The sequence below is a fragment of the Francisella adeliensis genome, assembly GCF_003290445.1.
Classification (GTDB): domain Bacteria; phylum Pseudomonadota; class Gammaproteobacteria; order Francisellales; family Francisellaceae; genus Francisella; species Francisella adeliensis.
Genome location: NZ_CP021781.1, coordinates 514800 through 528932, shown reverse-complemented (window position 1 = coordinate 528932; position 14133 = coordinate 514800). Strand labels below are relative to the sequence as shown.

The window sequence follows — 14133 nt, the reverse complement described above, 5'->3', positions numbered from 1 at the left end:
TTTTGATACGAATTATCAAAAATTAATGATACTATTTAAAAATTAATAGACATTGTAGAACAACAAAACAATCATCTCTAGAATGCCTATTCATATAGGATAAACACAATAAAACCATTAAATCAAAAGTATGACGCTTAAAAAAACACTGACAATTATGAATTTATTAATGGCTTTAAAGTTATAAATGAGAAACCCACTAAGATCAAGCTGCACTGGATTACAGCATAAATCTATCAAAGAAGTTCTTTATTTGTCATCTCGGGTAAGAATTTATATACCATAAATATAAAAATAAGCGTGCAAATTCCCATAAAGTAAAATATCGACGCAAAACCATAACCATTGGTAAGCTCTAAAAAGCTCGATATAAACATACTTTCAATTAAAGCCTTAGATACTAACGCTATTGATATCCCCATTGCTCGTATTTGCACGGGTAAAACTTCTGAAAGAATAAGCCAAATACCAACACCTGGACCCACTGCACCACCAAATACGACAAACACTAGTAATACCAATGTTATGCTACTATTTCCTCCAATCTTAATATAAGCAGCAAGTATAATGGATATAAACGAGATAACTAATCCTCCTATAATAAGCTTACGGCGACCAATAACATCAACTAAAAGTAATCCTATAACAGTAGCAATAAGGTTGACTAATGTCATTGCAGTCCCATAATAGCTAGCACCACACTGAGTGCATCCAGATAACTCATCAAATATAGTAGGCCCAAAGCTTATGAATGTATTTATACCAACAAAGCCATTTAAAACTGCCATTGCACTTATCATAGCAATAGATAAATAATACTTATTTTTGAACACTACTCTAACTAGTTCCATAAAGCCTATTTTGTCTTTAGCTATTGGCGAACTAATATTTAAAGCCAATTGCTCACCTATACTTAGCGCAAGCTTGCTACGGCCTTTTAACATTAACCATGACGGTGAGAATGGTGCAAATAAACTTACAACAAACAATCCTATAGAGAAAGGTAGAGCACAACCAAATATAAATCTCCAGCCAAACTCATATACAAACATACTAGCAAAGACATTTGCAATAAATATTCCTGAAACTAAAGATAGTTGAAATATAGCAATCGCTCTACCACGAAACCTAGCAATACTTGTTTCTGCTATATATATTGGCACAACAGTTAGCAAAAAGCCTATAGAAACACCCTGTAAAAGTCTTGACAACATAAGTGTTGTAAAAGTATCTGATAATATCATCAAAACCATAGACACTGAAAACACAAAAGAACCAATAGCTATAACATTTTTTCTACTTAAAAAATCCATTAAAATGCCTGAGACTAGTTTTGATATAAGTGCACCAAAAAACACAATTCCAGCTATCTCTGATAATTGAACATAGTTTAAAGAAAGCTCTTGTTTTATCGCAGGTAATGTCCCAGATATAACACCTATATCGAATCCTGAGCACACACCGGTTAAAACGATAAGTGCCATTACTAACTTCTGGTATCTTGTTTCTAACATCTTGAGTTTTGAAAATAAATAAAGCTATTCTGATACTAACATTAAATACATTATTTTTATATCAAAACGAATAATTTTTTCATTATGAATTTGGTAACGTTATATCACTAAGTTAAGTAAATAATACCAAACGCGTATAATTAAAGGTTATACATAATATTTGTTGAGGTAAGAGTGTTTATATTTTCCTTACCTGGAACTACCAATGTTGTACCGTTTAACTGAAATGTAAGTTGTAAACTAAAGTTTTTATATAACTCAACAGATAGTGCTGAAATACTTTGATAAACAGATCTATTTTTCTGATCATAGTTATACAAAAGGTTTTGCTTAAAGTTAGACTTATCTGTGAAATTCCAAACATAATCAAAAGTAGCCTGAAAACCAGGCTCACTTGCTTGAAAATCTTTTCCAGTAATTCTACTTTGCATAAAACTAGGTCCAGCAGATATATCAATATACATAGTTTTCTTTTCATTATCAAAAAGTCTTCTTTTATAACCTACGGACTCAGTGAAAATATAATCATAAGAGCTCAATTCATCATTTAAATAAGTTAATCGCCCATAAGCTCCATTTAATTTTGTAAAATCCCAAGATGTTTCAGCTCTCACTTGAGCTTTATTAATTTTCACTGCTCTTGTCTCAGCACGATTATCTCTACTATAAACATAGTTGAAAAATAGCTTATTATTCCACTTTTCCATTGGTTTATAATTAACATTAGCAAGAGCATTAATATTTGTTGTAGCACTATCACCAGTTGCTATAGTTCCACCAAGACCAAAATTTGTTCCTTTCCATGGTTCAGTAATAGCATCTGATACTATTTCTTTTGGTGTAGACACCTCTTTTTTAACTGGTTCAGTTGGTTTCTTTTCTATAGCTTTATTTTCTACAGCTTCTTTAGACTCAGCTTTTGAAGTTTTAGCAGTATCTTTTTTATTTGATTCATCTGCTAACTTTTGATATTTTTCATATAGTTTTTTATATTTTTCAGCTTCTTTTTGGTAATCAATATTTTGAGCATCACTATTTGTATCAGCACTTACAAAACCATAGCTTAAAAAACATCCAACAAATAATATTATTTTTTTATTTGAAAAAAACATTTAGTAGCTACCCTAATAAAAAAATGCTTACACTATAAAATAAATGCTTTAGTGCATCTATCCTTTCCATTAAGGTCTTTGATAGTTTGTATATTACAAAAACCATACTGAGCAAATATCTCCCTAACTGCTTTAGCTTGCATATATCCATGCTCTATATACAGACCCCCCTTTTGCTTCAGATGAAAAACAGCTCCTTTAACTATAGTTATAATATCAGCTAAACCATCATCCTCTGAAAACAATGCCTTCGCAGGCTCAAAAGCTTCCACACACTTATCAATATCTCCATCATTTATATCGATATATGGAGGATTTGATACGATAACATCAAATTTAGTATTCTTCAAACTTTCGTACCAATCACTTTGAATAAACTCAACATTTGGTAAATCATTTTCTACTGCATTTTTTTTAGCTACTGCTAAAGTTTTAGATGAATAGTCAACAGCTATAACCCTAGCATTAGATAATTCTCCTACTAGTGCTAAAGCTATAGCTCCTGTACCTGTGCCAAGATCAAGTATCTCTAGTTTAACCTTTTTATCGCCTATATCACTTAAAACAGCTTCTATAATAACCTCAGTATCTGCTCTAGGTACAAGAGTATCTTGCGTTACAAAAAGCTTTTGATCCCAAAAATACTTATATCCTAATATATAAGCTAAAGGCTCACCTGATTCCAGTCGAGAAATCTTTAATTTCAAACTATTAACAATATCACCGCTAAGAATTTTATCCGCATTAATATATAAATAGGTTCTATCGACATCAAGCTCATCACAAATTAGAGTTTGTATATCTTGTTTTAAAGTAGCTTTTGAGGAAGCTTCCGAACATTCAAAATTATCAACGGAAGATTTAATAAATTGAGATATTGCGAGGTTACTCATCAGACATTGTAGCTAAAAGATCTGCTTGGTGTTCGAGTATTAGTGGTTGGATTATACTGTCAACAGAACCTTCCATAACTTCATCAAGTTTATAAAGAGTAAGATTTATACGATGATCTGTAACCCTACCTTGTGGGTAATTATAAGTTCTGATTCTTTCAGACCTATCACCACTACCAACCAAGCTTTTTCTAGCATCTGACTGTTCTTGGTTTTGCTTATCAATCTGAGCTTGCATAAGTCTAGATTTAAGCATCCCCATTGCTGCTGCACGGTTTTTATGCTGAGATCTTTGATCTTGACATTCTATAACCACTCCTGTCGGAATATGTGTGATACGAATTGCAGAATCTGTTTTATTGACATGCTGTCCACCAGCCCCCGAAGCCCTAAAAGTATCCACTTTAAGATCAGCTGGATTTATATCTATGCCTTCTACTTCATCAACTTCTGGCATAACAGCTACAGTACAAGCTGATGTATGAACTCTGCCTTGTGATTCTGTTGCTGGAACACGTTGTACTCTATGGGCTCCAGACTCAAACTTAAGCTGTGAATAAGCTCCATCTCCATTAATTTTGGTTATAACTTCTTTATAACCACCGTGCTCACCTTCACTAGCCGAAATCACCTCAATTCTCCAACCTCTTTGTTCTGCATATTTTGTATACATCTTAAATAAGTCACCAGAAAAAATTGAAGCCTCATCACCACCAGTACCAGCTCTTATCTCTAAAAACACATTCGCATCATCATTAGGGTCACGAGGTAAAAGTAGTACTTGCAATTCTTTTTCAAGGTTTTCAATAGCTTCATTAGCAAACTTCAGTTCTTCTTTAGCCATTTCAACCATTTCAGCATCATTTTCTCCCATCATTTCAAGAGCTGCTGCTTTATCATCAATCGCCTGCGTATAATCTTTAAAGGCCTTAACTATAGGTTCTAAATTAGAGTACTCTTTTGATAGCTCTCTAAATTTGTTTTGATCAGTAATTACATCAGCATCACTAAGTAAAGCACTTACCTCTTCATGTCTTTCGACTAAGCTTTGTAATTTTGCTTTTATAGAATCTTTCATTTATTTTTCCAAATTTAAACCAAACATGCGCTTCATACACACTAAGCATTCATTTCTACCTTGCTTTGAGGCTTCTTTCATTCCTACTATTGGGTAATGTAAAACTTTCTTCTTAATCTCATGAGCAAATCTTTTCATTATCTCTTCTGCATCTTTGCCATTTCTGATCTTAGTCAAATTTTTCTCCAGTGAGAAGTCAACCATATTATCAGCCTTCTGAAAAAGTTCATATATAGCGTTGTTAGAGATAATTTCTTTTTCTTTTTCGAGATACTCTTCAAGAGATTTTACGATTATTTTGTGTGCTCTTTTACTCTCTTGCTCCCTTCTTCCCTTACCTTCTTCTACAGCATTATTAATATCATCAACACAGTAGTAAATACTATTTTCGCTCAATGCGGGGTCTAATACTTGAGGAATAGATAAATCAATAAAAACTCTAGCTCTATCCCCAGCATTTGCTGGTGTGACTATATATTGATTTAAAGATACTGCAGCAATCACAATATCAGCAGCATTAATTAAATCATCCAAGATATCAAGGTTATAGCTTTCAGCGTTCTTAAAATTACTAGTGATTTTTTCAGCCTTTTCAATACTTCTATTAGCCAGCATTATTCTTTTAGGGCTCAAGGCTGTGATATGTCTAAAGAGTAACTCACCTGTTTGACCAGCCCCAATTATCAATACATTTTTAGTATTTATATGTTCAAGCTGTTTCTTAGCTAATGAAATTGCAGAAAAAGCTACAGATACTGGACAATGGCCAATCTTAGTCCCACTTCTTACAGCTTTAGCTGTTGAAAACACCTTTTGGAAAACTCTATCTAATTCTTTACCAAGTGCTTCATTCTCTTTACTTTGCGTATATGAGTCTTTGACTTGACCAAGTATTTGAGGTTCACCTAATACCATTGATTCAAGTCCACAGGCTAATTTCATAAGGTGCTTTATAACCTCTGTACCTTGACGAAGTTTAAAATAATCTTTTAATAAGTGTTTTGTCTTGCCGACTCGGTCTTGCCACCATACCAACACATCATCCACAACTCGCAAATCTGCTATTTCAAGATAGATTTCTGTACGGTTACAGGTTGAAAGTATCACAGCATAATCAACATCTTTAATCTCTAAAACTGATGTATATAAGTCTGCGACATTAAAACTAGACAGAGCAAACTCGCTTCTTACTTCTGTTGCTGATTTTTTATAGTCAATTGCTAAAGATATTAATGCCATAATAATAATTTAATTTATAGTAATTTCAGTAATTTCAACTAGGAATGAGAAGAGATATTTTAACATAAAAGTTATTGGTTTTATATCATAAATATTTCTAGCACAGGTAGAATCGCTGTAACAATAAAATTTAACATCAAAAATACTTTTATGATAATATGTTGTAAGTTTATATAAATTAAAAATAATTCTCGAAATGAGCATAAAAGATTTATCACCTAAGCACAAGCAAGCTGTCTATTTAGTATTAATAATTGTAGCTGTTGCTGTAATTATAGTAGGCATACTTCAATATTCTAAATCTAAAAATAGTGAAAACATGCTTGAAGCTTCTTCACTATACCAAAAAGCTTTAATTACAAATGAAAACCCTAGTATTTCAAATTCTCAAAAAATAGCAAGTTTTGATAGCGTTACTACAATGTACCCTAATACTAGCTATGGGATTCTTGCTAGCTGGCAGGTTGCCGATCTCTACATAATAGCAAAAAGATTAGACTCAAACAGACCTGTTTCAAAGAATGATTATAACAAAGCTATATTAGCACTAGCCAATAGTGCTAACAATAACCCAAAAGATAATTTGACTAATATTACAAATACGAAGTTAGCTAGTCTTTACATACAAACTAACCAGACTGATAATGCAATTAAAACATTACAAAACATTCCTGATTTAGATAATAATGCTTATCCTCTTATGATACTAGGCCAAGCCTATGCTCAAAAAGGAGACAAATCAAAGGCGTTGAAAGTCTGGAAAGAAGCTTCTCAAGATCCAAACAGTACTCCAGAATTTAAACAAATCATTTCTCAGCTTATAAACAATACTAATTAAATATGAAAATAATTCGTTTTGGCTTAATTGCTACTCTCTTAGCATTTTTAATAAGTAGTTGCTCAAAGAGTAATGTACCACCTCCAACTCCTCTTGATAAGTTTCCTCCTCGTGATGTTACAGTTCATGTAAAATGGCGAACTAAAACAGGAAATGGAAATGATGGGCTTGCAAACTATCAAGTAGCTCCTATCTTTGAAAATGATACGGTATTTGTGCCTAATCAAAACGGTAAGATTTTCGCTCTTGGAATAACAAACGGCAAGGTCATTTGGCAGAAAGATACCCAGATGAATATCTCTGCACAACCAAACACTATTGCCAACGCTTTAATCTTTGGCTCAATAAAAGGTGATTTAGAAGCTGTTGATGTTCAAACAGGTGAAACCTTATGGCATGCAAATATGCCAAGCAGCTTATTTGCTCAACCAACTATTTACGATAGTATTATTTACACGCATACTCATGATGGTTCAGTTGCTTCATTTGATGCCAAAGATGGTAGTAAAAATTGGAGTGTTTCAAACAATGTCCCAGAGATTTCACTTCCAGGCAACTCTTCGCCAATTGTATTAAACAACACAGTGATGATTGGTTCTGAATTTGGTACTGTGCTTGGCTTTACTGTAGATGAAGGCGATAGAACTATAAACATACCAATAGCTATAGCACATGGCTCTTCACCTGCAGATAAGATGGTAGATATAAATGCTAACCCTATGCTATACGGCGACTATCTTATATTCGCTACTTATCAAGGAGCTATTGTCGCTTTAGATAGAGATAACGGTAAAATGTTATGGGCTAAAAAATCATCTATCATAAATAATATGGCTATAAATGATAATGTGATTTTCTCCACTCAAGCTGACAGCCTCTTGAAAGCTTTTGATATCGAAAATGGCAAAACGGTTTGGACAAATGATACTTTAAAATGGCGCAAACTAACGGAGCCTGTTTATTATAAGGGTTTAATTGTAGTTGGCGATTATCAAGGCTATCTACATTTTTTCAACTCTCTTAATGGTGAGTACTTAGGACGTTATAAGCTAACCCCTAAAAGCAAAATATTTAACCATGGGATATCAGCTAAACTAGTTCCGACTGAAAAAGGAATCATTATCCAGTCTGATAATGGCAACGCATATTTAGTTGATGCCTATAGTGATAAAGTAATATATGATACTATATTAGGTGATTATACAGTTGACAGAGGTTCTGAAATTAAACATATAAATCAAGCCAAAGAATTTATATCTAAAAACCCTATCCCTGTGACAACAGATAAAGTCAAAAGACTTAAAAAAGCAACTATAGTAATCGGTGATTTCACTAAAGATGACAAGTAGAGGATAAATGTATAAAGCAGCAAAACCATCGATTTTCATTTTAATTTTAATGGTTTCATTGGGTCCATTTGGAGACACTATTTATGCGCCTGCTCTGCCTGAACTAAAGAAAATACTTGCTACAGATTATTCGCATGTACAGCTTACAATTACATCTTATTTGGTTGGATACTCAGTAAGCCAAATACTATATGGACCTTTATCTGATAGGTTTGGACGTAAGCCTCTTATCTTGATTGGTTCTGCACTTTTTATTTTAAGTTCTGTTATTTGTATCATAAGCCCAAATGTTGATACTTTAATCTACGCAAGACTTCTACAAGGATTCGGAGCTGCTGCTGGAGGTGTAATTGCAACAGTTGCTGTTAAAGATGTTTTTAAACTCAAAGATCAAGGTGCTGTATTCGCAATTATGAATATAGCCTTTGCTCTTGCACCTGCCGTAGGAGCTATTTTAGGAGTATTTTTAACTCCAGAATTAATCTTCTGGGTTTTATTTGCTGCTGCAACAATGTTATTTATAAAGGTTTCTATTTTCTTCCCAGAAACTATTCAAGAAAAAAACTATGACGCTCTAACACCAAGAAACTTATTCAAAACATATCTATCACTATTTAAAGATCATCAATTCTTTTTTGCAACATTTGTTTTAGGGATAAATATCAGTGTAATTTATGCTTGTCTAATAGAGGCTCCTGATATATTTGTCAATATTCTTCGGTTAGAAAAAACAAGCTTCTTATACCTGCTTATTATAATGGTTGTAGCTGTAGTTCTTGGTTCACTTTTTTGTGCTAAGATAAGTAAATTAGTCCGCTATAAATTCCTAATAAACTTTGGTATGATCTGCACTCTTATTTCTGGGATACTTTGCGTCTATGCGTTCAAGTTACTTACAGGAACAGAACTTTCAATAGCCTTAACATTCATACTATCATTAACTTTTATAGGGGTATCTTTTAGTGTTCCTTTACTAACACCTATAGCATTAGAGAATTTTTCAACTACTGCAGGAGCGGCTTCTTCTATAATGGGTTTTATGCAAATGGGCATAGCTTCTATAACTACAGCCATCATGAGTCAACTCAACTTTGGTAGTGAATTTTGCTTAGCTTTTGCTTTTGTAATACTACCGACTATTGGCCTAGCGATATTTTTACCTTACAGCTGCTATTTTTTAAAAAAATAGACTTTAAACTTTATTATCTTTAAGCCAAATAGATTGATATTACCTATAACGAATATTCTATGATAAAATTTGATTCATAAATATTTATCTGCTTAAATTTTAAAAATGCAAAATTATAACGCTAAATCCATTGAAGTTTTAACGGGTCTTGATCCAGTTAAAAAAAGACCTGGTATGTACACCAATACAGAAAGTCCAAATCATTTGGTTCAAGAAATAGTTGACAACAGTGTTGATGAAGTTTTAGCAGGTTTTGCAAGTAACATTGAAATAAATCTTTATGAAGACAATAGTATTGAAGTTATAGATAATGGTCGAGGAATGCCAGTTGATATCCATCCTGAACACCAAATTTCAGGAATAGAACTTATCATGACTAAATTACACTCTGGTGGTAAATTCAATAATAAGAACTATACTCACTCTGGTGGTTTACATGGTGTTGGTGTATCTGTAGTAAATGCTCTTTCATCAAAACTTGAAGCTGAAATCAGAAGAGATGGTAAGCTTTATCAAATAGTTTTTGAAGATGGTATCAAAACTCAAGAACTACAAGTAATAGGAACAGTTGGCAAGAAAAATACCGGTACAAAAGTAAGATTCTGGCCAGATAAAAAATATTTTGATGATATTAAGATAAACATTAAAGCATTAAAAAACTTATTAGAAGCAAAAGCAATCCTTTGCAAAGATTTGACAATCAAATACTCTAACATCGCAAAAAAAGAGAAAATAACTTGGCACTTTAATGCTGGACTAAAAGGATATTTAGACCATAAATTAGATGCTGAGACTTTACCTGCTGAACCTTTTTTTATAGATAACTTTTCGAACGGCGAATCTTTTTTAGATGCTGTCTTTTGCTGGTGTGATGCTCCTCTTGAACAAATCAAAAACAGCTATGTAAACCTCATCCCTACGCCTCAAGATGGTACACATGTTACAGGGCTCAAAAATGGTGTTTATGATGCCATCAAAACATATATAGATAAAAACTCTCTTGGACTTAAAAACATCAAAGTCACAGCTAATGACTCATTTGCTCAACTAAACTATGTGATTTCTGTAAAAATCACCAATCCTCAGTTTGCAGGTCAAACTAAAGAAAAACTTTCTAATAAGGATGTAACAGCATTTGTAGCAACTACAGTTAAAGACTTACTTACAATATGGTTAAACCAACACCCTGATGAGGCTACTGAGATAGTCGAAAATATAAATAAAATTGCTCAAAAACGAGTAAATGCTGATAAAAAAACTGCGCGTAAACGCATTATGAACACAACTATCCGTTTACCTGGCAAGCTTACAGACTGTATTAGCTCAGATATAAATTCTACCGAACTTTTTATTGTTGAGGGAGACTCTGCTGGAGGCTCGGCAAAACAAGCTCGTGATAAAAACTTCCAAGCTGTAATGCCATTAAAAGGTAAGATACTAAATAGTTGGGAACTCGATGCTGATACTATTATGAACTCTCAAGAAGTACATAATATCGCAACTGCAATCGGAGTTGACCCTGATAGCGATGACATCTCAGGACTTAGATATAATAAAATTTGCGTATTAGCCGATGCAGACTCAGATGGTCTACATATCGCAACCCTACTGTGTGCAATGTTTTTAAAGCATTTTAGGAAACTTATAGAAGAAGGACATATCTATATCGCCCAACCTCCTTTGTTTAGAATAGATATTGGCAAAAGTACCTTCTATGCTCTTGATGAGTTAGAAAAAGATAATATTCTTAGAGAAAATTCTAAGCTTACTGGTAAGATAAATATTATGCGTTTTAAAGGTCTAGGCGAAATGAACCCCACTCAATTGCGTGAATCTGCAATGGATGTATCGTCTCGTAGACTTTTACAACTAACACTATCTCCTGAAGATAGCGATAATGAAGCTCTTGATAGACTTTTAGCTAAAAAACGCTCTAAAGATCGCCGTGATTGGCTAGAAGTACATGGTGATAAAGCTGAAATAGAGTAGATGAGTTTTTAATCTTTCTGCTTATTTTAAGAAAAAGGCTTAAAAATCATCGTAGATGGGTCTGACTTAAACTGATTATAAAGTTCTATAATATATCTATCTGTCATTGAAGATATATAATCACTAATAATCCTAGCTTTAACTTGCTCGTTTTGTGCGCTATAAAATATAGCACCAATATCATCTGGAAGTAAACTCTCTGCAGGTGTTGATTCTATCAAAATATCAAAGATTTCTGAGATTATCTCTCTACCCCGGTAACGCAAAACATTAAGCTTTGGTGACTTTATAACTTTAAAAAGAATATATTTTTTAAGCACCTCAACTTGTTTAGTGATTTCATCACTCAAATAAACCTTAGAAAGTATTGGTTCTTCCTCATTGAAATCAAAAGAGATGTTTTGAATGCAACTATCAACAAGCTTAGATGTAAGCTTTGTTCTTAAAAGACTATTATTTGCAATATTTTTAGAAGCCTGATAGATATCTCGACAATCACCATCAAAATCTATTTTTTCGGCGAAAATATTTTTTAGAATACCTTTTACATCCTCTGCTGTGATGTTTAAATTATCCGGCACAGCATTTAATATTTTAGCTATAAGCTTATCATCAATACTTGCCATAGATAATGGATCTATAAATCCGCCTTTTAATGCATCTTCCACATCATAAGTTGAGTAAGCAATATCATCTGCCACATCCATAATATAGCATTCTATAGTCTTGAAACTTTCATTAGACGCTGTACTTTCATTTGTAAGTAAACTCTTTTTAATATTCTCTACTAGTCTTGACTCTTCTTGGTAATATCCTTTTGTAACTTTGTCAGCTTTGACTGGAATTAAATTATCATACTTTATAGTTGCAGCGAGAGTCCTATAAGTAAGATTTAAACCGAAACTCTGTTTCTGATCGATATCTTTTTTTGCTGTGTGAGAAATAAGTCTTAGAGTCTGCGCATTACTTTCAAACCCTCCGAACTCTTTCATTTTTGCATTTAATGCAACTTCTCCATTATGCCCAAACGGAGGATGCCCAATATCGTGACAAAGTGCTGCTGTCTCTATCAAATCATAATCTAAGTTCAAACCATAGTCATAGTTAAGCTTAACAGCTATTGATTTCGCTATTTGAGCAACTTCTAGTGAATGAGTCAGCCTGTTTCGAAAAAAATCATTTTCAAAACTTGGAAATATTTGAGTTTTTGATTGTAGCCTTCTAAAGGACGACGAATGTATTACCCTTGCATAATCACGCCTAAAAGGTGAAAAATTTTCTTTTGCTTTAATATTGTTATTTTGTCTAATATAGTCGTTTTCGCAGTATAGATTTATATTCATTACAATCATTTAAAGATAAGCTAGCATAACCATATTATAACTGTTATTAGACAAATATTTGACTCTTATATTAGAAATATGAATTAAGTGTTTCCGCTATGCCTAAAAATTAGCAAAACTTGAAATATCTGTCTCAAATGTTAGCCTATATTATCTACGTAAAAATAATCTGGAGAAAACTTAGTAGTTCAGCAGTGTGATTATAAAACTCAACCACTGTTTATTATAAATCAAAACACTTTGATTCACTTTCAAACTACAATTGTTATGTTCAAACAAATCAAAACAACCTTTAAACACTCATTTGGTAATATTATTGAATGGTATGATTTTTCATTATATGGCTATTTTGCGACCATCATTTCTATTCAATTTTTTCCTAACTCTAGTCCTTTTATAGCACTAATTGCTACTTTTGGTGCCTTTGCTGCTGGTTTCATAGCAAGACCAATCGGTTCAATATTTTTTGGTAGACTCGGTGATCGGCTTGGTAGACACTACGCAATGAATCTAGCTATCATCATGATGGCTGTACCAACAGTTATAATGGCTTTCTTGCCTGGCTATAACCAAATTGGTATTTGGGCTCCGGTATTGCTAGTAATGGTGAGGATATTCCAAGGTCTTTCAGCTGGTGGTCAATTTGGTAACTTAATGACAATAACCGCAGAAGAAGACAATCAAACTCATACGGGCTTTAATCTTGCAGTTGCTTATTCAACATCTGTTGTTGGTTTTTTACTTGCCTCTGGTGTTAGTTTTCTAACTATAAACTTACTCCCAGAAAGCCTACAATACTACGCTTGGCGAGTCCCTTTTGCTTTGGGTTTTCTACTGTTACTACTACATTTGTTCTTTAGAGAAGGTGACAAAATCCAAGAAGAAATAAAAGAAGATGAAAATAGTAATCTTGAAATTAAACCTATGCAGGACCTCCTTAAACATTATAGTTGGAGACTTTCTTTGGTTGTAGTCCTATCTACAACAGCAATGATTCTATACTATTTAGATGTGACATATATGGTTACTTATATGGAGGAAGAATTAGGTTTAAGTCTATCAACAGCTCTCGCAATAAATACCATAAGTATAGTTGCCATGTGTATAGTTATGCCCATTTTCGGGTATCTATCGGATATATATGGTAGAAAACTAACTCATATAATTGGCTATCTACTACTACTTATATTTACAGTCCCAATGGTTACGCTAATGCAACTACAAGGTGTATTTATAGTAGCTAGTATGGTTATATCCATGGCTGTTTTAACTGCCATTATACAAGGTGTTTCAACGCCATACTATACGGAGATTTTCCCTCCTCGAGTAAGAGCTACAGGTTGCTCAATAGGGTTTGGATTCGGTGCTTCACTTTCTGGATTTGCCCCAATGATTGCAACTATAATTATGGGATACACATCTGCTACAGTTGGCTTATGTATTCTTTTAATCACTGTTGGAATTATCGGTCTAATAATTGCAATAATTATTCCTAATGCCCAAGTAGAAACAAGAAGACTTAATAGTCTAACAAATGACTAAAGCATAATAGATGAGGTCATAATTCTTCTATCTAAGATTTAACATAA

11 protein-coding genes are annotated in these 14133 nt (G+C 33.2%); 5 read left to right on the top strand and 6 right to left on the bottom strand.

The genetic code is table 11. The annotated features are described in order from the left end of the window. Positions 1-236: 236 nt before the first annotated feature. The 5 genes from CDH04_RS02605 to CDH04_RS02585 all read right to left on the bottom strand — a co-directional run bounded on the left by CDH04_RS02605 (position 237) and on the right by CDH04_RS02585 (position 5836). On the bottom strand, positions 237-1484 hold the full coding sequence (locus tag CDH04_RS02605) for an MFS transporter (protein WP_234393399.1): 1248 nt from the start codon (positions 1482-1484) through the stop codon (positions 237-239). 170 nt (positions 1485-1654) lie between these two features. Then, on the bottom strand, positions 1655-2626 hold the full coding sequence (locus tag CDH04_RS02600) for a DUF481 domain-containing protein (RefSeq protein WP_112869542.1): 972 nt from the start codon (positions 2624-2626) through the stop codon (positions 1655-1657). 32 nt (positions 2627-2658) lie between these two features. Continuing rightward, positions 2659-3519, bottom strand: a complete 861-nt coding sequence (gene prmC / locus CDH04_RS02595; RefSeq protein ID WP_112869541.1) for a peptide chain release factor N(5)-glutamine methyltransferase — start codon at positions 3517-3519, stop codon at positions 2659-2661. Beyond that, positions 3512-4597, bottom strand: a complete 1086-nt coding sequence (prfA, locus tag CDH04_RS02590; RefSeq protein WP_112869540.1) for a peptide chain release factor 1 — start codon at positions 4595-4597, stop codon at positions 3512-3514. The genes prmC and prfA overlap by 8 nt, the downstream gene beginning before the upstream one ends. Continuing rightward, entirely contained in the window at positions 4598-5836 is a 1239-nt protein-coding gene (locus CDH04_RS02585) for a glutamyl-tRNA reductase (RefSeq protein ID WP_112869539.1), read from the bottom strand. A gap of 202 nt (positions 5837-6038) precedes the next feature. Between CDH04_RS02585 and CDH04_RS02580 the strand changes: the two genes are divergently transcribed. The 4 genes from CDH04_RS02580 (at position 6039) to parE (ending at position 11201) form a co-directional block, all read left to right on the top strand. After that, a complete protein-coding gene (locus tag CDH04_RS02580; protein WP_112870870.1) occupies positions 6039-6674 on the top strand; it encodes a YfgM family protein in 636 nt (211 codons plus the stop codon). A gap of 2 nt (positions 6675-6676) precedes the next feature. Then, complete coding sequence (gene bamB / locus CDH04_RS02575; RefSeq protein WP_112869538.1) at positions 6677-8023, top strand: outer membrane protein assembly factor BamB; 1347 nt, start codon at positions 6677-6679, stop codon at positions 8021-8023. Positions 8024-8030: 7 nt separating this feature from the next. After that, on the top strand, positions 8031-9212 hold the full coding sequence (locus tag CDH04_RS02570; protein WP_112869537.1) for a multidrug effflux MFS transporter: 1182 nt from the start codon (positions 8031-8033) through the stop codon (positions 9210-9212). 105 nt (positions 9213-9317) lie between these two features. Then, on the top strand, positions 9318-11201 hold the full coding sequence (gene parE, locus CDH04_RS02565; protein ID WP_112869536.1) for a DNA topoisomerase IV subunit B: 1884 nt from the start codon (positions 9318-9320) through the stop codon (positions 11199-11201). A 26-nt stretch (positions 11202-11227) separates the two neighbouring features. On the opposite strand, the gene dgt is transcribed toward parE, so the two are convergent. Next, entirely contained in the window at positions 11228-12544 is a 1317-nt protein-coding gene (gene dgt / locus CDH04_RS02560; RefSeq protein WP_112870869.1) for a dGTP triphosphohydrolase, read from the bottom strand. Positions 12545-12811: 267 nt separating this feature from the next. On the opposite strand from dgt, the gene CDH04_RS02555 reads away from it, so the two are divergent. After that, on the top strand, positions 12812-14086 hold the full coding sequence (locus CDH04_RS02555) for an MFS transporter (protein WP_112869535.1): 1275 nt from the start codon (positions 12812-12814) through the stop codon (positions 14084-14086). The last annotated feature ends 47 nt before the right edge of the window (positions 14087-14133 follow it).

Excerpts from the sequence above, each read along its gene's own strand:
- CDH04_RS02605 (WP_234393399.1), bottom strand. The coding sequence starts at position 1,484 with ATGGCACTTATCGTTTTAACCGGTGTGTGCTCAGGATTCGATATAGGT.
- CDH04_RS02600 (WP_112869542.1), bottom strand. The coding sequence starts at position 2,626 with ATGTTTTTTTCAAATAAAAAAATAATATTATTTGTTGGATGTTTTTTA.
- prmC (WP_112869541.1), bottom strand. The coding sequence starts at position 3,519 with ATGAGTAACCTCGCAATATCTCAATTTATTAAATCTTCCGTTGATAAT.
- prfA (WP_112869540.1), bottom strand. The coding sequence starts at position 4,597 with ATGAAAGATTCTATAAAAGCAAAATTACAAAGCTTAGTCGAAAGACAT.
- CDH04_RS02585 (WP_112869539.1), bottom strand. The coding sequence starts at position 5,836 with ATGGCATTAATATCTTTAGCAATTGACTATAAAAAATCAGCAACAGAA.
- bamB (WP_112869538.1), top strand. The coding sequence starts at position 6,677 with ATGAAAATAATTCGTTTTGGCTTAATTGCTACTCTCTTAGCATTTTTA.
- CDH04_RS02570 (WP_112869537.1), top strand. The coding sequence starts at position 8,031 with ATGTATAAAGCAGCAAAACCATCGATTTTCATTTTAATTTTAATGGTT.
- parE (WP_112869536.1), top strand. The coding sequence starts at position 9,318 with ATGCAAAATTATAACGCTAAATCCATTGAAGTTTTAACGGGTCTTGAT.
- dgt (WP_112870869.1), bottom strand. The coding sequence starts at position 12,544 with ATGAATATAAATCTATACTGCGAAAACGACTATATTAGACAAAATAAC.
- CDH04_RS02555 (WP_112869535.1), top strand. The coding sequence starts at position 12,812 with ATGTTCAAACAAATCAAAACAACCTTTAAACACTCATTTGGTAATATT.